Genomic DNA, 25,864 nt, shown 5'->3' with positions numbered 1-25,864 from the left:
GGTGCAGGTTTCATGTCAGGCCGTTTCGTATCAGGCCTTCGATTCTCTCCCGAAGTCCGGACGAATCGGCCTCGATGGAACCCTTCAAGACCTCCAAGGCCTCCTCATACTCTCGCCGCGCGTGGTGGTCTCGTCCTGCGTCACGGTGCAGTTCACCAAGCCGATACAGACAGTGCGCGAGGGACCGACGGTAATGGTCGCCGGATCGATAACCCTCGATCGCTCGGGCATAGGATCGCACCGCGTCATCGGCACGTCCCATGGCCAGGTGGGCATCCGCCGTCGCTTCGAGCACTCGGGCCTCACCGATGAGGTCCCCGCCCTGTCGATAGAGCACCGCCGCCCTTTGGTACGCGGCGATCGCCTCGTCCCAGGAACGGACCCGGACAAGCAGCATCCCGAGTTCGAGCAGAGCAAGTGCCTCACGAAGCGAACCACCCAATTGTGCGGCGACCTCCAGAGCCAGCCGCACCGCCATGAACGCCTGCTCGGTGTGCCCCGACTCTCTCTGTGCCACGCACAGGGTCGTCAGGCAAGAGAACTCGCTCAACCGGTTACCGGTCTCGTGGTGGATGCGCGCCGCCCGCTCAGCCAATGACCAGCTCTCCTCGAACCGTCCCTCTTCCAAGCGGGTCCTGGCCAGATTGCCGAGAGCGATCCCCGACCAGGTTCTTTTCGAGAGCGGCTCCAGGATCTCCAGGGATCGACGGAAGTGCTGTGCGGCCTGGTCGAGCCGTCGGACCCTCAGATGGACGATTCCGATGGCGTTGAGGGACATCGCCACTCCGAATTCATCCTTCATCGTTCGCCTGAGCTCATGGGCCCGGCGGTGGCGTTCCAAACCCTCCGGGTAGCGATGGCCTTGCACACAGGCCATGCCCGATGCTTCGAGTAGATCGGCCTCTGCTTCCCTGTTCCTCTCGCGAGTGGCCGCGATCATCCCCGATTCGATCATTCGTTCCCACTCGGAGCCGCAGGCGTAGAAGACGTACACATGGCGCAGGATGACGGGAAACCGCCAAGTGAGCGCGTCCAGTCCGGCTTCGGCCGTGGCCTCCACGAGTGCGGACATGTTCAGGGACTCACGATCGAACCAGCGAAGCGCATCCTGGTGACCAGAGAAGGTGGGCACCTCCGTCTCCGGCCTCGGAACCCCACCCAGATCGTGATGACGCAGGTGGGAGTCGGTGGCCCGGGCCGCGGCGTCAGCGGAGTACAGGTACCAATGGGCCAAGTTCTCCAAAGCGGTACGCCTCTTCTCTTCGGGATCCTCGTTTCGCGCCCTGTCCAACGCGAAGGAGCGCAGCAGATCATGGACTTGGTAAAGATCGGCATCCGTTTGCTCGACCAGATGGGCTCCTACGAGAGCGTCCAACGCATGGCGAACCACCGTCGTGGACATTCCGCAGAGTGCGGCGATCGCGTTCGTCCCGAAGGTCACCCCCGGGTACAGGCCCAGGGAACGGAATACTCCAGCCGTCTCTTCAGGCAAGGGCCGATAGGACCAGGAGAAAACCGAACGAACAACGTGCGACTCGTCCTCGGGTTCGCTCGCCAAAACGGTCCACAAGGTGGACTCGTCCCGGAGGTCCCTCAGGAGGTCGCCCAAGGGCATGTACGGGCGGCTCACCGCGCGTTCAGCCGCGACTCGTAACGCTAGAGGAAGGTGACCACAGAGTCGGGCCAGTTCGGCGACTTCCTCCGGAGAATCATCTGGACGGTGCCGGGCGGCGGCCCCTTCCAAGAGGGCCACTCCTTCAGCGGACTCCAAAGCCCGAACCGTCAAGCGTCGTGCCCCCTCCAGCGCCACCAGACCGGACAGCCTGTCGCGGCTCGTTACCAGTACGGCACAGGTGGATGTCCCTGGAAGCAGAGGACGTAATTGGGCTGTGGTCGCCGCGTTGTCCAGGATGACGAGAATGCGACGGTCCGCGATGAGAGATCGGAACAGACCCGCTTTGCCATCGACATCGTGTGGAACGACGTCCGCTGTCGCTCCGAGTGCGAGTAGAAAGCGGTCCAAGATCTGGTCCGCTGAGACCGGTCGGCCGGTGCCATATCCCCGAAGGTCGGAGTAGAGCTGCCCATCGGGGAAGCGACGCCGGACTCGGTGGGCCCAATGTAGGGCCAGTGCTGTCTTCCCTACTCCGGGAGTGCCCACGATGGTGTGGAGCAGGGTCCCACGCAAATCACCGATGTCATGATCATCGAGATGGACGTCGAGGGTCTTGAGTTCCGCGACACGGTTGACGAAGCCGTGTACGTCGCTGGGCAGCTCACGGGGGATGGCCTGGCGCGGTAGAACGCCGCTGGAGCCATGGAAATGAACACCACCGTGGACGTCCCTGGCTTGGACCGCTTGGCCGGACACCCACGAAATCCGTGACTCGACCCTGGCGGGTTCATGTTGTCCAAGATGTTCGAGGGAATTGTGGTGTGAAGTGTCGGACACCGTGCGGCTCCGCTTCGAATACCGGGCTCGGGGCACGCAGGAACCTACCCCGCGCTCCCTACCCAACAAACGGCCTTTACCGCCTCCCACTCGGAACACTCCGGGTGGGAGGTCGCGTCCCGGGACCTGTCAGGCCCCAACACCGAAAGAGCTAGAAGGATCCCTTCGAAACCGCGAGAAAGGTCGTCCACTCACGGTTCTCGAACTTCAACTGCGCATCCTCCGGGTGAACGGAGTCACGGAAGAATGATTCCCCTGAGGTCAGGTTGAGCACTTCACAGCAGGCACCGATGTCGTAGGAGTAGTGCGACTTGCGCCACCTACCGAAGAAGTCTTGGGAGTTCCCCATGTGTGTTTCGAACATGCGCCGACCCTGCCCTTGGTCTTCGTTGACTTTGGCCTTTTCCCGCACAGCGCCCGGGCGATCTCATATTATGGACTATGATGACTTGGCAGCCCGGAACGGATCACGGGCAGCAAGCGATGAAAGCAAGCACGCACTGGATCGGCGGGAAGTGATGATCGGAACGGTAGCGTAGCAACACCTGCCACGCGAGCCCCAAACCGGACATCCTTTCAGTTTGTCAAACCGTTCCCATGTGGTGACCAGACCGTTTCCTTTCGGCGGGAAATCTGGTATCGAGTGTCATTCTTCGTGCCTCTTTGATGGCATTTTCAAAGGGCCTACCTTTGACCTGACCGGCGGGGGCGGTCTCTTCCCCTCCCACCCCCGCACTTCATGTCAGCCCACCGAGAGCAACGGCTCCGGTGCGGTCCTCAGCCGACCCGCCAGGCGTTCGGACCACTGACCCTTGTCGGTGCCCAACGCGACCTCTCCCAACCGCAGGAGTTGGACGTCGCTCGTGCCGGCCGGCGCGAAGATGTGGTGGGCGTCGCGCAGGTACCGCTCGACGGGGCTGTCGGTGTACAGACCGCGGGCCGCGTGGACCTCCATGGCGTTGCGCGCGGTGTCCAGCGCGTACTCCACGTTGACGAGCTTGGCGTTGATCAGCTCGTGATCGCAGGGCAGACCCTGGTCCAGCAACGACACCGCGTGGTAGAGCGACAGCGTCGCCACCATCAACCGGGACTGCATCTGGCCCAGCTTGAGCTTGACCGCCGGGACCTCGGCCAGCGGCTTGCCGTAGCGATGCTGTCGGCGGGCATAGGCGCTGGTCTCCTCGACCAGGGCGCGGTGGATGCCCAGGGCCACCGCGGCCAGGTTGGCCCTCCCGTACAGGACGCTGGACGAGTAGGCCACCGACAGCCCATCACCCTCCGAACCCAGCATGTTGGCGGCCGGAATCCGGCAGTCCTCGAAGCGCAGTTCACCGAAGCTGAAGCCGTGCAACCCCATCGTGCCCTCGTGCCGGCCCAGGGAGAAACCGGGGCGGTCCGACTCGACCAGGAACGCCGACAGGCCCTTCGATCCGGGGCCGGTCCGGGCCACCACGCCGTGCAGGTCACCGACGTGGCTGTTGCCCACGAACACCTTCTGCCCGTTGAGCACGTACTCGTCACCGTCGCGCACCGCGCTGGTGGTCATCCCGAGGACGTGCCCGCCGGAGCCGTACTCGGTGACCGCGATCGTGGGCATGCAACGGCCCGCGGCCACCTCGGGCAGCCAGGTCGAACGCTGTGCCTCGTCGCCGAAGTGCACGATCTTGGCGACCCCCAGCTGGGAGGCCTGGACCATGGCGCCCATCGCCCCACTGACCCTGGAGAGTTCCTCGATGATGATGGTCTTGGCCAGGTGTCCGAGTCCCATCCCGCCGTAGCCTCGGTCCACGGTCGCCCCGAGCCAGCCCTGCTCGGCGATCAGCCGGGAGAGGCCCTTGTCGACGCGACGGCGTCGCTCCATCTCGGGGACCCGGGGTTCCACCTCCCGCCGTGCGAACCCGCGTACTTCCTCCCGCAGCGTCCGGTGCCGCTCAGCACCGAAGTAATGTTCCACGTCGCTCCCCTCCGCGCCAGGAACTTCCTGGTCGCACCCGGTTTCGACGCGGGCGACGCGACTTCGTTCGGGTTCTGGCCTCCTCCGGTCAGCGCGTTACCGGAACCGGCCAGGAACCCGGGCACCCTCCTCGGGCACGCGAACGGCCCGGGGCGCGCGCCCGCCCCGGGCCGTGGAGGGAGAGGTCTCTCCCGGGAAGAGGATCTAGTCCCAGTCCAGGCCGCCACCCGTCTGGTACTCGATCACTCGGGTCTCGAAGAAGTTCTTCTCCTTCTGGAGGTCCATCATCTCCGACATCCACGGGAACGGGTTCTCCGTCTCACCGAAGATGGGCTGTAGGCCGATCTGCTCGGCGCGCCGGTCGGTGATGAAGTGCATGTACTTCTCGCACAGCTCGGAGTTCAACCCCAGCACACCGCGCGGCATGGTCTCGCGGCCGTAGGAGACCTCCAGCTCGCAGGCGTCGATCAGCATCTGCCGGACCTCGGCCTGGAACTCCTCGCTCCACAGGTGCGGGTTCTCGATCTTGATCTGGTTGATCACGTCGATGCCGAAGTTCAGGTGGATCGACTCGTCGCGCAGGATGTACTGGTACTGCTCGGCGATACCGACCATCTTGTTGCGGCGGCCCAGCGACAGGATCTGCGCGAAGCCGGTGTAGAACCACATGCCCTCGAAGATCACGTAGAACGCGACCAGGTCCCGCAGGAACGCCTGGTCGGCCTCGGGCGTGCCGGTGCGGAACTCCGGGTCCTCAAGGTTCTGGGTGTACTTGAGCGCCCAGGCGTCCTTGGCCGTGATGGACGGGACCTCGCGGTACATGTTGAAGAGCTCGCCCTCGTCCAGGCCCAGGCTCTCGCAGATGTACTGGAAGGTGTGGGTGTGCACGGCCTCCTCGAAGGCCTGGCGCAGCAGGTACTGGCGGCACTCCGGGTTGGTCAGTTGGCGGTACACGGCCAGGACGATGTTGTTGGCGACCAGGGACTCCGCGGTGGCGAAGAAACCGAGGTTGCGCTTGAGCATGAGGCGCTCGTCGTCGGTCAGCCCGTCCTTGGACTTCCACAGCGCGATGTCGGCCTGCATGGCGACCTCGGTGGGCATCCAGTGGTTGTTGCACCCCGACAGGTACTTCTCCCACGCCCACGTGTACTTGAGGGGCAGCAGCTGGTTCACGTCGGCGCGGGCGTTGATCATCGCCTTGTCGTCGACGTTCACGCGCTCGGCGTCACGCTGGATCTCACCGAGACCGGTGGAGGCGGCGTTGTTCTCGGAAACCGCGGTCATGCTCGTGTTCCGTTCTCCGGTCGTACCGGGTCGTCTACGGGAGTGGAGGGGCGAGGAGGGGCCGGCGGGGGTCGCCCGCCGGCCCCGGGCGTTCCTACTGGCAGGCCTCGCACTCGGGGTCATCGATGCTGCACGCCTGGTCCTCGATGATCTCGAACTCGTCCTCGGGCTCCGTGGGCTCGGTGACCGGGGCCGGGGCCGGGCGGGGGCTCGCTGCCGGACTCGGGGTCGCGGCCGGGCTCGGGCTCGGGCTCGGGGTCGCGACGGGGCTCGGCGCGGCGGCCGGCGTCGGGGTGGCCGACACGGCGTTCAGGCGGCCGTCGGTGCCCTTCAGCGTGCTCTTCTCCACGTGGGTGGCGCTCTGCGAACGCAGGTAGTACGTGGTCTTGAGCCCGGAGCGCCAGGCGCGACGGTACAGGGTGTCCAGCTTCTTACCACTGGGCGCGGCCATGTACAGGTTCAGCGACTGGGCCTGGTCGATCCACTTCTGACGGCGCGAACCCGCGTCCACCAGCCAGGTCGGGTCGACCTCGAACGCGGTGGCGTACAGCGCCTTGAGGTCGTCCGGGACCCGGTCGATCTCACCGAGGCTGCCGTCGTGCATCTTCAGCGCGGACACCATCTCGTCGTCCCACAGGCCCCGCTCCTTGAGGTCGCGGACCAGGTAGTCGTTGACGACGGTGAAGTCACCGGACATGTTCGACTTGACGAACAGGTTCCGGTAGACCGGCTCGATCGACTGGTTCACACCGGTGATGTTGGCGATGGTCGCGGTGGGCGCGATCGCCATGACGTTGGAGTTGCGCATCCCGGTGGTCTTGACGCGCTCGCGCAGTGAGTCCCAGTCCAGGGTCTCGCCGCGGTCCATCTCCAGGGCACCGTCGCGGGAGTCGGCCAGCAGCCTCAGGGAGTCGATCGGCAGGATGCCGCGGCTCCACAGCGAACCGTCGAAGCTCTCGTAGGAGCCGCGCTCGGCGGCCAGCTCCATGGAGGCCTCGATGGCGTAGTAGCTGATCAGCTCCATGCTCTCGTCGGCGAAGTTCACCGCGCCCTCGGAGGCGAAGGGCGTGCGGATCTTGAACAGGGCGTCCTGGAAGCCCATGAGACCCAGACCCACGGGGCGGTGACGCATGTTCGCGCGACGCGCCTCGGGGATCGTGTAGAAGTTCACGTCGATGACGTTGTCGAGCATGCGCACGGCGGTGCGGACGGTACGACGCAGACGCTCGACGTCGACGCCGTCCGGGCCCACGTGCTGGGGCAGGTTCACCGAACCGAGGTTGCAGACCGCGACCTCGTCCTTGTTCGTGTTCAGCGTGATCTCGGTGCACAGGTTGGAGGAGTGCACCACGCCGTTGTGCTGCTGCGGCGAACGCAGGTTGGACGGGTCCTTGAAGGTGATCCACGGGTGGCCGGTCTCGAACAGCATGGTGAGCATGCGGCGCCACAGGTCCACGGCGGGCATCTTCTTGGAGACCTTGATACGACCGGCCTCGGCCTCGGCCTCGTACTTCTCGTAGGCCTCGACGAAGTCCTTGCCGTACTTGTCGTGCAGGTCCGGGACCTCGTCCGGCGAGAACAGGGTCCAGGTGCCCTGCTCCTCCACACGCTGCATGAACAGGTCCGGAACCCAGTTCGCGGTGTTCATGTCGTGGGTGCGGCGGCGCTCGTCACCGGTGTTCTTGCGAAGGTCGAGGAATTCCTCGATGTCGATGTGCCAGGTCTCCAGGTAGGCGCAGACCGCGCCCTTGCGCTTGCCGCCCTGGTTGACCGCGACCGCGGTGTCGTTGGCGATCTTCAGGAACGGGACGACGCCCTGGCTCTTGCCGTTGGTGCCCTTGATGTGGGAACCCAGGCCGCGGACCGGGGTCCAGTCGTTGCCCAGACCGCCCGAGTACTTGGACAGCATGGCGTTGTTGCTGATGCCGTGGAAGATGTCCTGCAGGTCGTCGCCGACCGTGGTCAGGAAGCAGGACGACAGCTGCGCGCGCACCGTGCCCGCGTTGAACAGGGTGGGCGTGGAGGCCATGAAGTCGAACGAGCTCAGCAGCTCGTAGAACTCGATCGCGCGGGCCTCACGGTCGTCCTCGTTGAGGGCCAGACCCATCGCGACGCGCATGAAGAACGCCTGCGGCAGCTCGTAGCGGACCTCGTCGCTGTGCAGGAAGTAGCGGTCGTACAGGGTCTGGATGCCGAGGAAGGTGAACTGCTCGTCGCGCTCGGGGTGCAGGGCCTTGCCCAGACGCCCCAGGTCGAACCGGGCGAGGGCGGGGTCGAGCTGCCCGAGGTCGATGCCACGACCGACGTAGGCGGCCAGGTAGCCCGCGTAGCCCTCGGCCATGTCGGCCTGGGTGGCGGTCTCGGGAGCGCCGCCGATGAAGCTCAGGGCCTCGGTGCGGAGCTTGTCCAGCAGCAGGCGAGCGGCCACGTAGGAGTAGTTCGGGTCGACCTCGACGAAGCTGCGGGCGGCCATGACGACGCCGAGCTCGACCTCGGCGTCGGCGATGCCCGGGTAGAACCCGCGACGCGCCTCGGTCAGGACCTTCTCCGCCGAAACGCCGGAGAGCCGCGCACAGGCCTCGGCCACGACATGCTCGATCCGGTCGACGGCGGCGGGACGACCGCCCTCGTTGTTCGGTCCGGGCCGAACGGATGCGGGCACGGCCTCGACGTCAAGGGTCATACAGCGGCTCCAACCTCGGTAAAAGAGTCCCGGTGGGGGTGCGGGGGCACAAGTGACAAGCGTGCGGCTCACAACGATGGATCGCCGCACCGGATGCGTGCGGTCCATCGTCGGGTCGCGGCGACTCTCCCTCGAAGCCCCGACGTTGTACACACCTGGGGGTGTGTGCCGATGGCAGGTTTTCGGACTCGTGGGCGCCCTACCGAGCCGTCGCTTCCCGGGACCTTTCGGGGGTTCCCGGTGCGCGTGACGACCTTCGTTCCCACTCACCGCTGCGGGGCAGTCCCGGACTCGCACCGGGTTCCCTCTCGCGTCACCGGCCCCTTGCGAGCCCGGTGAACCACCAGCGGGACAGATACTACATCTAGGGGATGGCGGCTTGGAACACCGCAAGATGATGGCGTGTCGCTGATTTCTCAGATTCTTCGACGGTCGTCGAACACGCCTCCCGGGCGTGGTATGAAAGCGCCGGAACGGGGCTGTGCGACGGTATCGGGAGGGGTCCCCGAAGGGGGCGCGTCACAGCCTAGGACGTTCCCGGGACGAACGCACCCGGCACCTCGCCCGGGTGTCCGCCACGGCACCTCTGGGCAGGGTAGGAAACCTCACTCGCGGCCGGCCGATCCCGGTCTGTCGGTGCTCGACCCGCGCCGCCGCCCCACCCCGAAACCCGCCACCACGGGACACGCGCGGGACGACCGAACCGGAGGCCGCCCGCTCCGATCGCCTACGATCTCGTCGGATCGCGCGGTCACTCCTGGTCGAGAAGGAGGTCCAGATCATCCTCCGCCAGCCCGAGGTCGGCCCTGATCCGAAATCGGATCCGCAGGAGTTCGAGGAACAGATCCCGATCGCACGGACTTTGTGGGCGCCCGGCGTGTCGTCGGGCGCCCACGGTGGCCCACCGTTCGGCGCCCTCCAGGTCGTCGTGGGCGTACAACGCCTCGGTGACGTGGATGTGGGTGGGCAATCCGACCGGTTCACCGGTCTCCAGCCGCTTGAGGTGCCCCTCGGCCTGCTGCCGCTCGTCCAGTTGCAACAGGGCGCCGGCGCTGAGGGCGTGCGCGTCGACCACGGTGGGGCCACCATCGTCTATGGCCCGCTGATAGGCGGAACAGGCGCGTTCGAACTCCTGGGCGATCTCCCACTGTTCTCCGGCGCGTACGAACAGCTCCGCCCGCGTGACCTCGCTACCGGCGTCGACGCTGTTGGCCAGGTCCAGTAGTCGGGCGGCGGTCCGGCCGTGTTCACCGGATCGGACGGCGTGGAATTCCAACCGGTCGAGTTCTGCCGTCGTCACGTGGGTCAACCGCATCGCCCCATCCCAACTCGCTCTCCCCACCCACCGATCAGGGCCTGGCACGCTCCAAGGCCTGCCAGAACCCCTGGCGCAGTCCATCTCGGACCTCGTCGCGCAGCAGGTGGTCGATCGGGAGCGAGGATCCCTGGAGCAGACGAGCCTCCAGGTCCGAGGGCATCCGGGGCCTGCGGGCGAGGACGGCCTCCACCCAAAGGACCGGCGCCTCGCGTGCGATCGACTCCGCGAAGTCGTTCCCTTCCTTGTGCGCGATGTGCACCGCATCATCAACGGTATGCGCGCCGAGCCCCGTCTGTTGGGCATATCCAGGACTGTGAGTGGATTCCTGGTAACCGCCGGGGCCGAATCGGCCGTCGTACTCGGGACCAGTAGGTCGCCGTTCCCCGAAACGGGGCGCGGCGCCACCGCTGTGCGCGGTGTCAGTTGCCGTACTGGTCCCATAGGTAGGGTTTGTGTCCGCCCCACCTCCGAACCCCTGCTCCTCGCCGTGTCCGCCACCGAACCTGGGGTCGGGGGCGGGAGGGTTTCTATGGGGTGGAGCCTGTTGCGGGTCGGGCGCGAACGAGGCCTGTGGACCGGTGCCCGCCCCGAAGGCGGGCTGTGGTCCCGTATTGGAGAAGGCCTGTTGTGGGCCCGTTCCGGCGAAGCCCTGTGGACCGCCTCCGGCCGCCTGGGCGGGTCCGGGTCTGGCCGGCAGCCCGTACCCTCCGTCCGCTCCACGCGGCGCCGGATGGGCGCCCGTGTGGGGGCCGACGTACCCGGCCTGCCCGTTCTGACCGGCGCCCGGGTAGACCCCGTTGCCGTTCACCGCCTGTCCCCCCGAGGGGAAACCGTTGGCGTCGATCGCTCCGGGAGGGGCGTTCTCGCCCGAGGGGCCGGCGAGGTGGTCGCCGCGCTGTTGGGCCAGCGAGCGACGCATCGCGCGCAACTGTTCCATGGCGCTGCCCTGTGGAACGGGCTGGCCACCGGTGCCGGCGAACATCGCTTCGAGTCCACCCGTGGAGGGCGTGGCCGGTTCGACCATGCCGTTCCGGGGCCCGGAGGCCACCGGGTGGGGGGACTGTTCGGCGGGGGCCTGGGAGCGTCCGTTGGCGAAGGGCGTGGTCGTCTTCGCCGCGTTCTCCTGGGTGGATCCACCACCGGAGAGCAGGTTGACGTGCGGGCGCAGGTGACCGGCGCCGATCTCGATCAGGTCGTCGCACTCCTGGCGCAGCGCCCGAGAGATGGTCCAGTTGCCCTCCACCGAGATGTGCACGACGGTGACGCGCACACCCAGGTCCTGGACGTCGGCGACCACGGGGGCCATGTCCTCGTCACCGCTCACCAGGACGGCGTCGCAGAGGACACCGGTGCGGGCCAAGGTGGTCAGGTCGCGTTGGACGTAGCCCTCCACGCCCTCGCGGCGGCCGGGCCGGATCTTCGCCGCTCTGAACTTGATGCCGGGGATGTCGGCGATGCCGTCCTGTTCCTGGGCCCTCCGGTCGTCGGCGACCGCCTCGTACCAGTAGCAACGCAGGAGCGGCAGGCCGGTGCGATCCCGTGCGACCTCGTTGAGGAACTGGACGAGACCGGAGTAGTCCCAGGCGACGGAGTCCCGGTTCCGGGTTCCGTGCACGGCCATCGCGCCGTCGGCGAGAAGGTATCCCGCGTCGACGAACAACGCGCAACGGTCCACGTGACACCGCCCCCTTCCCTGTCGATCTCTGGGGCCATATCCATGACCGGGGCACAGCCTAGCCAAGTCTGTCTGATTTTGCGTGCCGCCTTTGAATACTCCCCGTCAATACATTGCTACACACAGGAGGCCTTCCCGGTCGGCGCGGGCCCTTCGGTCGCCCTGTGCACACGATGAACTCCGCACCGATGTTCGACTCAGGTGCGCATCGGGGCCGTGAGCACGATCGCGCCCATCAACAAGGCGTCCTGTCCGGAGGAGATTCGGATTTCCGATTCGCGTCCGAGCCGCGCGTCGAATCGGACCACATCCGTCCCGAACGTCATCGGGTCGCCATCCGAGCCTCGCGCGGAGCTCACGAAGACGTTGCCGGCGTCACCGCCGCCTTCGCGTGGATCGAGCGGGACGCCGTCCAAGAGCACACGGTCCCCGCCCAGATCGGCGTCACCCTCCCAGGCCACCACGTCGAACGTGGCCGGGACCGACGCCGGCAGCAGTCCCGAAACCGGGAACCGCGCGCCGACCTCGTCCTGGAAGACCGCCGAGGTCTCGTCCAGAACCATGGCCTGCCGGTGCCCCTCCACCGAGGGGTCCTCCAGGATCACCACCAGGCTCCACCCCGCGTACGCCCCCCGACCTTCGGTCGCGGGAACGTCACCGACCCACCACTGGCCACCGCCGGCTGAACGCACCAGCTCGGTGACCTCGGCGAACGCCTGGTAGGCGGGGTAGGCCGGCAGCTCGGCGGAACGAACGTCGGCGGCCGTGACCGTCGTGTAGGAGGCCATGCCCGGCCCCTTGATCCGAGCGGTCGGAGCGCTCGGGTCGCCCGCCGCGGAGAAGTACAGTCCGGCCCAGCGCACGGATCCGCCCGCGGGGAGTTCCCAGGTCGCGGCGCTGGACGAAGTCGTCGTGGGGTCCCGGTCGTCGTCCAGGGGCCCCATCACCCAGTTGTCGTTGTCGAGACGCTCACCGGAGCGGTCGCGGGCCTGCGCGCACTCGCCCGGCTCCTCGTCCTCCTCCGGTTCCTCTTCATAACCGTCCTCTGGCGCCTCGGGTCCTTCGGTCTCCTCCGGGGTCTCGGGGGCCTCGGGCGCCTCGGGGGTCTCGGTACCGGATTCCCCGCCGTCCGACCCTTCGTTTCCGGGAAGCCCGGGGACCCCCGGAAGATCGTGATCGAATTCCTGTTCTTCGCCGCCGATCTCCCCTCCCTCCCCGAGGAGATCATCGAGCGCACCCTCCCCCTCCGTCCCAGGGGTCCCGGTGTCCGCGGGAGGGCGACGAAGATCGGCGTCGTCCGCACCCGGCTCGGAGTCGGGGTCGACATCGGTCTCCGCGTCGGGTGACCGCTCGGGCGGGGCCAGGGGGTTGTCGTCCCCGCTCCCCGGCACCCGCGGACGCTCCCACCACGGCCAGGGCCACGGGTTCTTCGGGTTCTCCGGCTGCTCGGGTTCGATGCAGGTCATCAGGGTGTTGCCCACGCTCTCGGAGCGCACCTGACCGGCCGTGGCGTATCTGGCCGGGATTCCCTCCGAGGACACGCCACGCTCACCGGTCGCGGTGTAGCGCACCTCTCCGGAGGAGACCGCCACGTCGGCGGGAACGTCCACGTCGGCGTCGGGCGCCACTCGGACATCCAGGAAGTGGGTGCTGCTCTCACCGGCGGCCATGTCCGACCGCACGCATTCACCACCGCCGCCACCGGCGGAACAGCCCCAGTCACCGTGACCGACCGACAACGGGATCGCTCTGCCCGCACCACCCGAGGAGACCATCTCCACACCGGGGGGCAGGGTGATCTCGGCGACCACGTCCTCGGTGGTGTCCGCGCCGGTGTTGAGCACGTCCAGGACCATGATCCCGTCGCCACCGGGCACGAGGGAGCCGACGGGGTCGATGCCCACGGCGAACTCCGGCCACTCCGCGGGTGCCTCGGGTACCTCGGGCTCTTCGGGTGCCGGTTCGGGTTCCGGTTCGGGCTCTGGTTCCGGTTCCGGTTCGGGGACGGGTTCCGGCTCACTCGGAGGCGGGGGCGGATCGGGCGACTCGGCCGCGGGTACGTCCGCGGGGGGCACCGGCGCGGGAACGGGCTCCTCCGGCGCAGGCGGATCGGCGGGCGGTGTGTCCGGGTCATCCGAGTCCGCGGCCGGGGGCGGTGGGTCCTCCGCGGGGGCGTCGATCGGCGGAGCCGCCGCCGTCGGGGGGTCCTCCTCGATCGGGGCGTCCGCGCCCACCATCGCCAGGGCGACGGACACCGCCACGCAGGCCGCCGCGGCGGCGCCCGCCGTGGCCTGCTGCCGACGCTTGGACATCCGGTTCCACCAGGCGCCGGAAACGGCCGCACCGGGAACGGACGCCAGGTAACCCGTGGCGCCGAAGCCGACGACCAGGGGAAGCACGATCCCGCGCAGCCCGACGTTGACGTCCATCAGCTCCGCGTACACCTCGCGGCAGTCGGAGCAGTCGTCCAGGTGCCGGTCCACCTTGCCGGTGTCCCGCTTGGCCAGGCCACCACGCACGTAGGCGCCCAAGAGACCGATCGTGGGACGGCACGTCTCCGCGGTCCCGCTACCCGCAAGGTGCATCTGCAGGTAGGCCTGCCGCAGCCCTTCCCTCGCGCGGTAGGCCAGGGCGGCCACCCCATTGGGGTTCATTCCCAGGATGGTCGCCGCCTCCGCGGGCTTGACCCCCTCGATCTCGGTGTGCCACAGGACCGACTGCCAGCGTTCGGGCAGGGAGAGGAAGGCCCGGGCGATCAGGGATCGCTCCAGCCCTTCGAGGGCGGGGTCGACGAAGGGCTCACCCGAGTCGTAGCTCTCCATGTCGTCGGTGACGACCTGGCGTTTCTCGCCTCGGCCCCGGTCGTAGGCGGCGTTGCGGACCGCGGTGAGCAGGTAGGGCCGGAAGGCGTCGCTGGGACCACCCCCGCGTTGGAGGACACTGAGCACCTTGGTGAACGCCTCGGCCACGGCGTCCTCGACCTCGGCCTCACCGCGCAGAAGTTGGCGGGCCAGCCCACGCGCGGCGGTCGCGTGGCGTTCGTACAGGGCCCCGAAGGCGGCGTTGTCGCCACCCTTGACCTGCTCGATGATCTGAGCGTCACCGAGCAATGTCTCTGTGTACTCCCCTTCGGCGTCGGTCACCCCGCGCCCTTTCACTCGTAGTCCAGCCCCACCGCTGACCGGAACCGGACGTGGGGGCGTGGGTTCGGCGTCCGAAAACACGTTCTCGAAAAATATCCCCTATCCGCGTCATGAACGCCACCGATCTCCGTGATTAGGGGTGAGGCGGACGGAGGGAGCCCACCGCGGGGGCGCGGGCCCACCTCCGTCCACCTGGGAAAACGACGACCAGGAGCTGAACCATGGGCGAGATCGAAGTAGGAGCCGGAGCGGGGGGCCGCAACGTTCACCGCGCTCGGGAACTACGTACGCCGTGGAGGCACCGCTCACAGGCAGCGGGTTGGTCCCGGTCCGAGGACTGGTGGACCCCGGCCGTGGACGTCCTCTGTGAGGCCTACGCGCACGGTGGCGAACTCACCGAACCCTGCGCGAGGCTCGGCGAGGCCCGCGCCCGTGTGGGTGTGGGGATCGGGCGCGCCCTGACGGACCTGGACGCGTTCACCCGCTCGATCGGGCTGGACCGATCACCGTTCGCCATGGTCCGAGCCCTGGCCGAGGGCTGGGAGCGAGGTGGTCGCGACCGGGACCACTGCCAGGATCCGCTGACCGGACTGGCCGATCGTGGCTACCTGCGAACCAGGGTGGGCGAGCTCTACCGGGGCATCGACGACGGCGTGCCCGCCGCCTTCGACCACCGTCTGGTGGTCATGGCGCTGGACCCCTCACTCGACCCTTGGCGGCGGACGGCGCGGCTCATCGTGCTCGGTCACGAACTGCGCCGCTTCTTCACCCGTGGCGAGTCGTTGTGCCTGGTGAACCGCTCACGGATCGCGGTGCTGACCCAGGACGGACCCAACCTCGCGGAGGAACTGGACCTCCTGCGCGAACAGACCGGTTGGGAGCACGGGGCGGCCGTGTGGTCGGTCCCGTTGCCCGGCACCCACGCCGAGGCCTTGTCCCTGCTCGACGCCCTGGACGGCGGGGGTGCTCGATCCGACCGATGACCCACTGACGCCGTTCCGGTGGACCAGGCCCTCCTTGAGGGGAGAGGAGCCCCCACCGGACGGCAACGCCGACCGCCGCGCGACGCCGAGGGGACGCGCGCAGAGCGGTCGGCCCCCGCCCGACGACCACCCCGGGCCCTCTGGCCCCGAGAGAGGGCGGCCCAAGGGAACGTCGGACGGGAGGGCGCGTTGACGAACGCGCCGGGGCGCGCTCACACAGGGGAGGTGGGCGCGCCCCTCTCCTTCGCGCAGGGGCGTGGCCGCCCGGTTCGGCCCGTCACCCGACCTTGATCCGGCCAAGGCTCACCCGGAACAGCGCTCTACCGAACAGGGACGCGGGGACCGCCCGCACGTTCACGATGCGTTCCTCGAAACCGCCCGGCATCGGCGGGGTCCGGTCCACGATGTCGGCCCACGCCTCGATGCCCTTGGCGGACGGCACCGGATCGAAGGTGCTCGACGCGAACGGTTCCGAGTCGACACCCGACGATTCGGCCTCGTCCTTGGGCCGGGTCCGCTGTTCGGGCCGTTCCGGGGCCGCCGGTTGCACGGGGGCCGCCGGCCAGAGCGGTTCCTCGGGCCGGAGGGTTCCCTCGGTCCGAATCGGCTCTTCGGGCGGAACCGACTCCACCGGACGAGCGGACGTGTCCTCCACCCGGGCCTCGGGGCGCGGGGCCGACGGCGGTTCCGGGACGGGGGCGGGGTCCGGTTCACGAAGGGGGTCGGGTGCGATCGGCCCTGACTCCGCTTGGACCCGGGGGTCGGTTCGCGGGGCCTCCCACGGCACGGGTTCCCGAGGTCCTGTGTCCTGCCGGGGCGTGACCGAAGGGGGCGCCGAGTCCTTCGGAGGGGGGTTCCAGGGCTCGCTCGGCGGGGGCGTCGGTTCGGGTCGGGGCCCCTCCCACGGATACGGGTTCGGCGGCGGTACCCGACGTGGCGCTTCCGGCCGAGGAGTCGGCGCCTCCCGAGGACGTTCCGGGGCGGGCGGAGCGGGCGGAGCGGGCGGAGCGGACATGCCCGACGTACCCGAGAGGAAGGCCTCGGCGATCGAGTCGTTCGCCCGTGTGCGCGGCGGCCCGGACGGGGCCCGCGAACCGGGAGGAGGTGGCGCCTGACCCGACGGTGGCGTTCGCGCGGTGTGCGGTCCGGCCCAGGGGTACTGAGGTCCGGAAGAGCCCGGGGGGACCTGAGGTCCGGACGGAGCGGTGTATCGCCTCGGCGGCGCGCCGTCGCCCTGGTACCGCGGTGGCACGTCGCCGGCCGGAGGTGACCCCGGCCTTTGGTGGCCGAAAGCCCCCTGAGGGTTCTGGGGGCCTTGGGGCCCCGGAGGACGGACGGGCCCATGGGTCGGCCGGAAGCCTTGGGGAACCTGAGGACCGGAGGGGTTGTGGGGGACCTGGGGCCCGGAAGGGTTCTGGAGAGCCTGGGGAGCCTGGGGATTCTGGGGCCCCTGAGGACCGGAAGGGTTCTGGGGAGCCTGGTATGCCTGATGCCGGGGAGGTCCCTGGAGGTTGTGGGGAGCTTGAGGACCGGAAGGCCCCGAAGGAGTCGGCGAACCCTGGGATGCCTGGCTTCCCTGGAGACTCTGGGATCCCTGGGGGTTGTGGGGAACCTGAGGACTATGGGGGCTATGGGGGCTATGGGATATCTGGGTTCCCTGGGGACTCTGGGGGTTCTGGGTTCCCTGAGGACCGGAAGGCCCCGAAGGAGCCGGCGGACCCTGGGATCCCTGGCTTCCCTGGAGGTTCTGGGGTCCCTGAGGACCGTTGAACGGGTATCGAGGATCCGGTCGTCCCTCGGGAGACGACGTGTCCGGATCCCCGGGGTGCCGCTCCGCGCCCGGGTGGGCCCGTCGAACCGGGGCCGGCCCCCGGGAAGAGGCGTCCGTTCGAGGGGACGACCCGTCCCTCGGTTCCGACGAGTCCTCCGCGTCGCGCCGGCTCATGCCCACTCACCTCTCCCTTCCATTGCCGCGTACCGGGGTCGTACCGTCGCCACGGCCTTGGTCATGGCCTCCGCCGCCATGTGGATCGCCGTTCGATGGGTGGCCTCCGAGACCCGGCGCATCTGCACGGCGAGCCCTTGGGCGAGGTGCCGGTCGTAGCGCAGGCGCACGGCCTCCGCCCCACTCTCGGCGATGATGCGGGTGATCCGCGTGGCGTCGAACCCCGGGTCTTCGTCCCTCTCCTGGTCGAAGACCACGATCACGCTGTTCTCCACCTCGTGTCGTCGGCCCTCACGGAGCAGGTGGTCGAGTCTGCGACCCACGATCCGAGCCGAATCCCGAGTCGCCCGCACCACACGGACACGAGAGTGGGCGGTCTCGGCGACCGCCTTCACGAACGCCCCTCCCGAACCACCGGTCACCAGCGTCACGCCGAAGAACCGGAAGAGCGGAAGCAGGCCCGCCGCGTAGGCGTCCTCGTTGTTCTGGGCCGCCTGGACCGTCCACAGGCCGGGCCCCACCTCACCGAGGCTCTCCTTGGCCTGCTCGAAGCTCGCGGTCCGCACCCCCTCGCCCAAGGCATGCGCGGCGTGGGTGTCCAACCGGGTACCGAGTGGCGGAAGCCGATCGGTGGCGTCCACCGTCAGGACCCGATCCCGACGGTGGTGGGCCAGGACCCGGGCGATCAGAGCGGTCACGACCGCGGTGTCCGCACCGGTGCCGAAGTCGTCCACGAGGATCCGACGACCCGTGGCCGTGGAACGCTGCAGGCGCCCGCGCATCTCGATGGCGTCGGCGATCTCCGACGTCGGCAGAAAGGGGGTCACGACCGCTCGGCCCAACCTGCGCGGCCAGGGGTCCCCGTGCACCGCCTTGGTGGTGCCCATCGTCATCCTCCCCTTCAGAAGGTCGCGAGCAGTCGCTCGAAGGTCCCGAACGCCCCGACCGCCAACGGCACCATGACGATCACGGCGACGACCTCGAATCGGCCGGTCACACCACGCAGACGCGCGCGCACGTGCTCGGGCTGCTCGGTGGCCAGGACCACCATCGGGATGGCCGCCACCGCGACGGCCACGGCCAGGGCCGGCCAGACCGCCCACGACTCACCGGCGGCCCACTCCACGAGGAAGGCGAGCAGCACCACGAGGCTCGCGGCGATGAGCGCCGCCTTCTGCGCGATGAGCGGGAACAGCCGGGAGCGGCTCGCCACCACGATCGCGAGCACCACGCACAGCCCGGACGTCCAGGGGGTGAGGTTCGTGACGAGCCCGAGGCCCGCGACGGCCACGGCGATGGCCACCGCCACGGTGGCGATGACCAGACTGCGATGCGCCCTGGCCACCGAGGTGAGGACGTCGTCCCTGGCCACCGATTCGCCGGAGCTTCGGCGGTCGTCCAGGACCGTCAGCCCCGAGATCATGAGGGCGACCCTCAGGAGCAGGCTCAGCCCGAGCACACAGACCACGGTCAGCAGCACCGCGACCAGATCGGTCGACAGGCCCAGGACGCGGGACAGGGTCCACACCGAGGCCAGGGCCAGACCGACACCGCCGCCGGCCAACCCGCCCCGGCCCAGGCCGGAGGTGAGGCCCAGCAACAGCACGAGCCCGGAGAGCAGGGCGGCGGTCCCTCCCCACAGGGCCCAGTTCGGCCAGTCGAAGTGGTCGCCGGCCCGCCATAGTCCGAAGCCCCCGACCACGGTGCCGGCGATCGACAGCGCGGTACCCAGCGGTTCCCGCCAGGTCGGTCCGATCGCGGCGCCGGCCGTCACCAGTACCAGCGCGATCGCGGCGATCGCCACGAGGCCCGTTCCTCCCGGCAGGTGTCCATGGACGAGCCAGGCCGTGCCCAAGGCGAGTGCGGCCAGCGAGACGGTCGCGCTCCAACGGGCCGCTTCGGGGGTCCACCTACCGGTGTGGTCGTCCAGGGCCTTCGACACCGCCTCGGGCACTTCGTGCACCACGGGGGCGGGTACGGGAGCCTCGTCCTGGACCAACCAGAGCACGGACCCGTCCTCGATCCGGCGTTCCTCCAGGGTGTTCTCACCCGCCAGGACCGCGCCGGACGCGGTCACCAGGTGGCGCAGCCTGGCCGGGTTCTGGGGCTCGTCCCCGAGTAGTTCCAGGACCTCCGGCATGAGGACACCGACGGGCTCACTCGCCGGGAGTACCGCGTCGACCCGGCGCTCCTCACCGACGATCGTCACGCGGCTCCAAGCGGTCATGACCTTCCATTCTGCTGGGCGGGCGGCGCGGTGCGCCACGGTCTTGGTGACGCGTCACGCGCGTCGACCGGCTTCGTCATCGGGGAACTTCGTCATCGGGGAACACTGTCGACCGCCACACGCTCGACGTATCCCTGGCCGATCAGCCAGCGCAGGGTCGGCGCCGGTGGCACCTCGGAGAACCCTGCCGTGTCGAGCGTGAAACGGATACCTCCACCGGGGGCGCCGTCCTCCGCCGGGGCGGTGGTGGCCGTCACCCGGAACGGGTGGACGACCCGGTAACGGTGATAGAGGTCCTGATCACCGGAGTCCGTCCGAACATAGTCGGGCAGACCACGTTCGGCGTAGGGGGTCCCGTCGGGGAAGAGGTGGCGCCCACTCTCCGGACCAAAGGAGTCGAGGATGTCCCCCGGGTCGAGCGTGTGCAGGTAGGACTCGGCGCTGCGCTGGTCCAAACCGTCCCGGACCTCCTGCACCAGCTCCGCCGTGTTCTCCACGGCGGCGGCCTCGTCGGTGGCGCTGAGCGTCGCCGGATCACCCTCGGTGGTCGCCAGTTCCTGGAAGAGCCAGCGAGCGGTCTCGTCCTCGTCGGCGAACTGGTAGCCGGGACGCCCCTGGTCGAGGTCCATGACGACCACGGACAGCGCGCCGAACTCGTCGTCCTCGGTGATGAGGTAGTAGCTACCGACCGTGCCGGGCTCTGGCCGAGGCTCGCCGGGCAGGACGTAGAGGTCCTCCGGAACCTGGGCCTGATCCAGTTGCTCCTTGAGCATGGCCAGGTCGACCCGCGCTCCCACCCATTCGCCGGGGATCGCCGGGATGGCGTTCTCCACCGGCCCGGACTCGGCCTGTTCACGTTCCAGGCGCTGGTTGCCGAGGGTGTTGCTGACGAAGGACCAACCGACCGTCCCGGCGCACGCGACCGCGGCCAGGCAGGCGCTGATCACGATCTTGCCGATCCCTTCGTCCAAGCGGCGTTTGGTCCGCTGTCCACCGAACAACACCGCCTCGCGCAGGCGTTGCCGACGGACCGCGACCGATTCGAGCAACTGGTTGTCGTAGTCGCGGCCCATCGGTGCTCCCCTTCGGTGACTTCGTTCCCCTACCGGAACGGGGTCAGATGCTCTCTGCGGCGGTCCGAGCCCTGGTCAGGGCGGTGTCGGCGATTCCATCGTTCTCTTCCATCACGGAGCGGATGATGGCGATGATCTCCCTGGCCTCATGAGCCGCCAGGGCCCAACGCTGGTCCTTCTCCAGGTAGGTGACGTCCGCACCCTCGATCACGGTTTCCGACATGACGGAGTTGACATCGATCTCGTGGTCATCGATGAGTGTCTCCAACTCGCCGGTGATGCTCGTGATCGTTTCCTGGACGTCGGCCGAGGCGTTCTTGCTGTATTTCGTGTAGTCGCTCATCTACGCACTATCCCCAAGGAATGATCTAGGCCCGCAGCTTACCGGCATCGAAATTCGCGGCGTTCATCTGGGATTGAGTCGAGTCCGCCATATCCTGGTCACCCTGGAGTACGGCGTTCATCATTTCCCGCTGACCTTCGTTCAGGTTGTTCAGATCGCCGCCCACCAGGATGGACACCGTCTCCGCCCGACGGTGGAGCTCGTCGAGTGAATTCCTGCCGCTACCCTCGAACTTGTCCTTCAGCGGATCAACCGCGTTCACGAGTCTGTTGACCAGGGTGCTGAGCTGCTCACCCGATTCACCGGTATTGCTGGTCATCTTGGCAAAAGATGCCTGATGGAAATCGAGTTCCTTGTCCGCCATTTTCCACCTGCCTTGTCACGAGGATTGGCTTCGGCCGATCCCGACTTCCAGGGGATGCGCCGAACAGACCTACGGTTCCCATACTCCATCACGGCGCCCCGACAGTGCCGCCCGCGCTTCCAGCCCCTCCGAGCACACCGATCACTTCGCTGACCTGCCCGAACACACGGCGCGTCCGATTCACCACCCGAGTCGAAATGTTCGACGAACCCGAGAATAGTGAGGAAGATCACCATAGGGCACTCGAATGCCCCTTGCCCCTTCAAGCCCCGACACCCGTGCGGGCACACGAAAAAACGCCGGAATCCCTGCTTCGATAGGGTTTTGTCGCTCCTGCCCGATCTCATGACTTCTCCCAGAGTCGAGAGGAACGCCGATGGCCCTCCGTGTCGTACACCGACCGACACGCACCACCCACCCGGCTCCCGCCGAGGAGCCCCGGGAGGTGGAGGCTCCTCCGACCCTCCCCGACGGCAAGTCCCAGGGCAATCCGCTCATGGCCATCCTTCCGATGGTGGGCATGATGGCCTCCCTGACGATCATGATGGTCATGCGCAACCCGGCCTTCATGGCCCTGGGCGCGGTCGTCCTGTGCGTGGCCCTCCTCGGTGCGCTGCTCATGCTGTTCTCCAGGCGCGGCCAGGTCGGCAGGCAAAGGCGCAACCAGCGCGAGCTCTACCTCCAGTACCTGGAGGAACTACGGGAGAGACTGAGCACCTGGGAACAGCAGACACGGGCACACGCGCGTCTGCTCGACCCACCCCCGGAGGCCCTCTACGACGTCCTTCGCGACCCCAAGCGACTCTGGGAGCGTCGCCGGCGCCACAACGACTTCCTGAAGGTACGGGTCGGCACCGGTGTTGCCTCCGGTCGCCCCCTCGACCTGGCCGAGCAGGGCACCGCCCTGGCGCCCACCGACCCGTTCATGCAGTCCGAGGCCCAGGGCGCCATCCAACGCTTCGAGACCATCCCGGACATGCCGTTCACCCTGCCGTTGGACATGACGGGCAACGTCAGCGTCGTGGGCGAACGCGAGGACATCATGCGCATGGTCCGGGCCATGGTCGCCCAGTTCGCCGTGTTCCACGCCCCCGAGGACGCCGGGCTGGCCGTCTCCTACCCCGAGGAGCACGCCGACGACTGGTCCTGGCTGCTGTGGCTCCCCCAGGTCCTCGACCCCCAGCGACGCGAACAGGGCGTCGCCACCCGCCTCATCGCCCCCTCCCCCCGCGACCTCGGCACCCTGCTCGCCGACGAACTGCGATCGCGGAGCGACTTCGCCTCCGAGGTGCGACGCGGTATGGGGCGTCGCGAGGCCTACCAGCTGCTGCGCCGCCTCCTCGTCATCCACGACACCCACGGCGAGGTGGCCACCGAACTCGTCCGCCCCGACCACACCGTCGACCCCACCTCGCTCGGCGTCACCGTGCTGCACCTGGTCTCCCGGCAGATCGACGAGCCCGGCGACGTGAACATGCGCGTCACCGTCACCGGCGACCAGGTCAGGGTCGAGGACCTGCGTCCCACCGACCCGGTCCTGCGGACCGGTGTCCTCGACGACGTCTCCCCCGCCACCCTGACCGGGCTGGCCCGCATGCTCTCCCCGCTACGGCTGTCCGCCGAATCGCTCGAAGAGACGGCGCAGGAGGGTGGACGCGTCGACTTCACCGCCATGTTGGGTGTGCGCGACCCCGGTGACATGGACGTCCAGCGCCTGTGGGCCCCACGCAGCGAACGCGCGTTCCTGCGCGTTCCGATCGGGGTGGACGAGATGGGCCAGGCGCTCGTCCTGGACCTGAAGGAGTCCGCCCAACTGGGCATGGGTCCGCACGGACTGTGCGTGGGCGCCACCGGCTCGGGCAAGAGCGAGATGCTGCGGACCCTGGTGCTGGCCCTGGCCGCGTCCCACCCGCCAGAGCGGGTCAGCATGGTGCTGGTCGACTACAAGGGCGGCGCCACCTTCGCCCCCTTCGAGGAACTGCCGCACGTCTCCGGGATGATCACCAACCTGGAGGACGACGCCGCCCTCATCGAACGCGTCCACGCCAGCCTCTCCGGCGAGGTACAGCGCCGCCAGCAGATGTTGCGCGACGCGGGCAACGTGCCCAACATCGGGGACTACACGCACAAGCGCGAGAAGGACCCCTCGCTCGACCCGATGCCGCACCTGCTGGTGATCATCGACGAGTTCGGTGAGCTCCTCACCGCCCGCCCCGACTTCATCGAACTGTTCCTGTCCATCGGCCGCATCGGTCGCAGCATCGGTGTGCACCTGCTTCTGTCCAGCCAGCGCATCGAGGGCGGAAAGCTCCGCGGCCTGGACACCTACCTGTCGTACCGCCTGGGCCTGCGCACCTTCTCCGAGGAGGAGAGCCGTACGGTCCTGAACACCCCGGACGCCTTCCACCTGCCCGCCCTGCCCGGATTCGGCTACCTGAAGGTCGACACCACCGTCTACCAGCGCTTCAAGGCCGGCTACGTGTCCGGCGCCTACCGCGGACCGGTCATCGAGGAGGAGCCCGAGGACGAGAACGTCACCCCCTCGCCCCGGCTCTACACCGCCTACAACCCCTCCCCCGAAGAGGTCGCCGAGACGGCGTCCCCCGACGAGGAGGCCGCGATGCCCACCCGCACGACCGATCCGACCCTGTTGGACGTGATGGTGGGACAGCTCGGCCAGCACGGCGAACCCACCCGGGCGATCTGGCTGCCCCCGCTGCCCAAGGCCACCACCATCGACGCGATCTGCGGTGCTCCCGAGGAGACCGAACACGGGCTGCGGATCCCCGGTGAGCGTCCCACCCTGAATGTGCCGATCGGGCTCCTGGACGACGCCACCAAGCAGTGGCAGGGCGAGTGGCTCCTCGACCTGACCGCTTCGGGTGGTCACGTCGCCGTCATCGGTGGACCGCAGAGCGGGAAGACGACCCTCCTGCGCACCCTGGTCCTTTCATTGGCGCTCACCCACACCCCCGACCAGGTGTCCGTGTACTGCCTGGACCTGCTCGGCGGCGGCCTCCAGTCCCTCTCCGGACTGCCGCACGTGGGCGGCGTCGCCGTACGCACCGACGCCGAACGGGTCCGACGAACCATCGAGGAGGTGCGGGGGATGCTCGAACACCGGGAGGAGGTGTTCCGGGAGCGCGGCATCGACTCGATGGAGCAGCTGCGCGCCATGCACGCCCGCGGTGAGGTTCCAGAATTGGCCACCGCCGACATCGTCCTTTGCGTGGACGGCTTCGGTGCCCTGCGCCGCGACTTCGAGGAGGTCGAGGGAATCGTCACCGAGCTGCTACAGCGCGGTGGCGGGTACGGCGTCCACATCGTCTCGGCGATGCTCCGGTGGAACGACGTACGAATGAACGCGCAGTCGAACTTCGGTCAGAAGGTGGAGCTTCGGCTCAACAACCCGACCGACTCGGCCATCGCCCGCAAACTCGCCGAGACCATCGGCGAGGGTGACAACGGCCGTGCCCTGACCACCATGAAACTGTTCGCGCAGACCGCGCTGCCCCGATTCGACGGCGCCCCTTCCACCGAGAACCTGGGCGAGGTGGTGGAGCACGCCGTACGCGCGATCGACCGTGCCTGGATCGGCGCCCGCGCCCCCGAGGTCCGCGTGCTACCGCACCGTCTCTCGGTACACGCCCTGCCGGACAAGGAGGCCGAACCCAAGGCCCTGCCGATCGGCCTGGACGAACGCGCCATGGCTCCGGTGCGACTGGACCTGTTCGAACGGGACCAGAACCTGCTGGTCATCGGTGACAGCGAGTGCGGCAAGACCAACCTGCTGCGGATGATCGCCGAAGGGCTCGTGGAACGCTACACGCCCAAGGAGGTCGTGTTCGCGATCATGGACCCCCGACGCAACCTGCGCGACGTCGTCCCCCCGGAGTACGTCGGCGGGTACGCGACCAACCCCCGCGTGTGCGGTGGCCTGGCGACCGGTGTGGCCAAGGAGATGGAGAACCGGATCCCCCAGGACGGGGAGGGCCAGGAGGTCGAACCGGGCGCCTTCGACGGACCTCGCGTGGTCGTGCTCGCCGACGACTACGACGTGCTGACCACCGCGGGCCAAAAACCGTTGAGCCCGTTCGCTCCATACGTGTCGAACGGACGCGACATCGGTCTGCACTTCGTGATCGCCCGCCGCGCCGCGGGCGCGAGCCGCGGCATGTACGACTCACTGCTCCAAGCGGTCCGGGAGGTGGGCAGCAGCACGCTGCTGATGTCGGGCGACCGCGGTGAGGGGCAGATCTTCCCGCGCGTGTACGCCTCGCCCCTGCCCCCGGGTCGGGGCAGGTGGATGCCCCGTGGCGGCGCCACCCGCCTCATCCAGACCGCCCTCCTCGACCAGGACCACCCCAACGAACACACATGAGCACGAACCGATCACCGTCCGAGAGCATCCTCCTGAAAA

General features: G+C 68.4%; 16 protein-coding genes and 1 riboswitch. Of the genes, 2 read left to right on the top strand and 14 right to left on the bottom strand.

The features are described from left to right. Positions 1 to 10: 10 nt before the first annotated feature. From ACWGSK_RS16740 to ACWGSK_RS16705, 8 genes are all read right to left on the bottom strand, one after another. Entirely contained in the window at positions 11 to 2,161 is a 2,151-nt protein-coding gene (locus ACWGSK_RS16740; RefSeq protein ID WP_452456208.1) for an ATP-binding protein, read from the bottom strand. Positions 2,162 to 2,603: 442 nt separating this feature from the next. Further along, entirely contained in the window at positions 2,604 to 2,816 is a 213-nt protein-coding gene (locus ACWGSK_RS16735; RefSeq protein WP_358512941.1) for a DUF397 domain-containing protein, read from the bottom strand. A gap of 378 nt (positions 2,817 to 3,194) precedes the next feature. Next, positions 3,195 to 4,406, bottom strand: a complete 1,212-nt coding sequence (locus ACWGSK_RS16730; protein WP_358512943.1) for an acyl-CoA dehydrogenase family protein — start codon at positions 4,404 to 4,406, stop codon at positions 3,195 to 3,197. Between the two features lie 204 nt (positions 4,407 to 4,610). Next, complete coding sequence (locus ACWGSK_RS16725; protein WP_358512945.1) at positions 4,611 to 5,690, bottom strand: ribonucleotide-diphosphate reductase subunit beta; 1,080 nt, start codon at positions 5,688 to 5,690, stop codon at positions 4,611 to 4,613. A gap of 94 nt (positions 5,691 to 5,784) precedes the next feature. Next, entirely contained in the window at positions 5,785 to 8,373 is a 2,589-nt protein-coding gene (locus ACWGSK_RS16720) for a ribonucleoside-diphosphate reductase subunit alpha (protein WP_358512947.1), read from the bottom strand. A gap of 156 nt (positions 8,374 to 8,529) precedes the next feature. Beyond that, a riboswitch (cobalamin riboswitch) is annotated at positions 8,530 to 8,736 on the bottom strand. Positions 8,737 to 9,124: 388 nt separating this feature from the next. Beyond that, a complete protein-coding gene (locus ACWGSK_RS16715; RefSeq protein WP_358512949.1) occupies positions 9,125 to 9,688 on the bottom strand; it encodes a hypothetical protein in 564 nt (187 codons plus the stop codon). Positions 9,689 to 9,722: 34 nt separating this feature from the next. After that, positions 9,723 to 11,366, bottom strand: a complete 1,644-nt coding sequence (locus ACWGSK_RS16710) for an NYN domain-containing protein (protein ID WP_358512951.1) — start codon at positions 11,364 to 11,366, stop codon at positions 9,723 to 9,725. A 197-nt stretch (positions 11,367 to 11,563) separates the two neighbouring features. Further along, entirely contained in the window at positions 11,564 to 14,509 is a 2,946-nt protein-coding gene (locus tag ACWGSK_RS16705) for a sigma-70 family RNA polymerase sigma factor (RefSeq protein WP_358512953.1), read from the bottom strand. Between the two features lie 221 nt (positions 14,510 to 14,730). On the opposite strand from ACWGSK_RS16705, the gene ACWGSK_RS16700 reads away from it, so the two are divergent. After that, on the top strand, positions 14,731 to 15,492 hold the full coding sequence (locus tag ACWGSK_RS16700; RefSeq protein WP_358512955.1) for a hypothetical protein: 762 nt from the start codon (positions 14,731 to 14,733) through the stop codon (positions 15,490 to 15,492). 277 nt (positions 15,493 to 15,769) lie between these two features. Here the strand turns inward: ACWGSK_RS16700 and ACWGSK_RS16695 are convergent, their stop codons facing one another. From ACWGSK_RS16695 to ACWGSK_RS16670, 6 genes are all read right to left on the bottom strand, one after another. Next, positions 15,770 to 16,279 carry a hypothetical protein gene (locus tag ACWGSK_RS16695; RefSeq protein WP_452456165.1) on the bottom strand — a complete coding sequence of 170 codons (510 nt, stop codon included), beginning with the start codon at positions 16,277 to 16,279 and terminating at the stop codon, positions 15,770 to 15,772. A gap of 1,154 nt (positions 16,280 to 17,433) precedes the next feature. Next, complete coding sequence (locus tag ACWGSK_RS16690; protein ID WP_358512959.1) at positions 17,434 to 18,324, bottom strand: ATPase; 891 nt, start codon at positions 18,322 to 18,324, stop codon at positions 17,434 to 17,436. Positions 18,325 to 18,338: 14 nt separating this feature from the next. Beyond that, positions 18,339 to 19,664, bottom strand: a complete 1,326-nt coding sequence (eccD, locus tag ACWGSK_RS16685; protein WP_358512961.1) for a type VII secretion integral membrane protein EccD — start codon at positions 19,662 to 19,664, stop codon at positions 18,339 to 18,341. 92 nt (positions 19,665 to 19,756) lie between these two features. Next, entirely contained in the window at positions 19,757 to 20,737 is a 981-nt protein-coding gene (locus ACWGSK_RS16680; RefSeq protein WP_358512963.1) for a TNT domain-containing protein, read from the bottom strand. Between the two features lie 43 nt (positions 20,738 to 20,780). After that, positions 20,781 to 21,080: a hypothetical protein gene (locus ACWGSK_RS16675; protein WP_452456164.1), complete on the bottom strand. Its 300-nt coding sequence runs from the start codon at positions 21,078 to 21,080 to the stop codon at positions 20,781 to 20,783. Between the two features lie 25 nt (positions 21,081 to 21,105). Continuing rightward, positions 21,106 to 21,444: a hypothetical protein gene (locus ACWGSK_RS16670; protein WP_358512967.1), complete on the bottom strand. Its 339-nt coding sequence runs from the start codon at positions 21,442 to 21,444 to the stop codon at positions 21,106 to 21,108. Between the two features lie 376 nt (positions 21,445 to 21,820). Between ACWGSK_RS16670 and eccCa the strand changes: the two genes are divergently transcribed. Then, the gene (gene eccCa, locus ACWGSK_RS16665) at positions 21,821 to 25,825 is read left to right on the top strand and encodes a type VII secretion protein EccCa (RefSeq protein WP_452456163.1); all 4,005 of its coding nucleotides are present in this window, start codon (positions 21,821 to 21,823) and stop codon (positions 25,823 to 25,825) included. The last annotated feature ends 39 nt before the right edge of the window (positions 25,826 to 25,864 follow it).

This window comes from Nocardiopsis sp. NPDC055551, assembly GCF_053619415.1.
The sequence above is the reverse complement of the archived record's forward strand: the minus strand, read 5'-3'. Positions and strand labels throughout refer to the sequence as shown.

Excerpts from the sequence above, each read along its gene's own strand:
- ACWGSK_RS16735 (WP_358512941.1), bottom strand. The coding sequence starts at position 2,816 with ATGTTCGAAACACACATGGGGAACTCCCAAGACTTCTTCGGTAGGTGG.
- ACWGSK_RS16725 (WP_358512945.1), bottom strand. The coding sequence starts at position 5,690 with ATGACCGCGGTTTCCGAGAACAACGCCGCCTCCACCGGTCTCGGTGAG.
- ACWGSK_RS16720 (WP_358512947.1), bottom strand. The coding sequence starts at position 8,373 with ATGACCCTTGACGTCGAGGCCGTGCCCGCATCCGTTCGGCCCGGACCG.
- ACWGSK_RS16715 (WP_358512949.1), bottom strand. The coding sequence starts at position 9,688 with ATGCGGTTGACCCACGTGACGACGGCAGAACTCGACCGGTTGGAATTC.
- ACWGSK_RS16700 (WP_358512955.1), top strand. The coding sequence starts at position 14,731 with ATGGGCGAGATCGAAGTAGGAGCCGGAGCGGGGGGCCGCAACGTTCAC.
- ACWGSK_RS16690 (WP_358512959.1), bottom strand. The coding sequence starts at position 18,324 with ATGGGCACCACCAAGGCGGTGCACGGGGACCCCTGGCCGCGCAGGTTG.
- eccD (WP_358512961.1), bottom strand. The coding sequence starts at position 19,664 with ATGACCGCTTGGAGCCGCGTGACGATCGTCGGTGAGGAGCGCCGGGTC.
- ACWGSK_RS16680 (WP_358512963.1), bottom strand. The coding sequence starts at position 20,737 with ATGGGCCGCGACTACGACAACCAGTTGCTCGAATCGGTCGCGGTCCGT.
- ACWGSK_RS16675 (WP_452456164.1), bottom strand. The coding sequence starts at position 21,080 with ATGAGCGACTACACGAAATACAGCAAGAACGCCTCGGCCGACGTCCAG.
- ACWGSK_RS16670 (WP_358512967.1), bottom strand. The coding sequence starts at position 21,444 with ATGGCGGACAAGGAACTCGATTTCCATCAGGCATCTTTTGCCAAGATG.
- eccCa (WP_452456163.1), top strand. The coding sequence starts at position 21,821 with ATGGCCCTCCGTGTCGTACACCGACCGACACGCACCACCCACCCGGCT.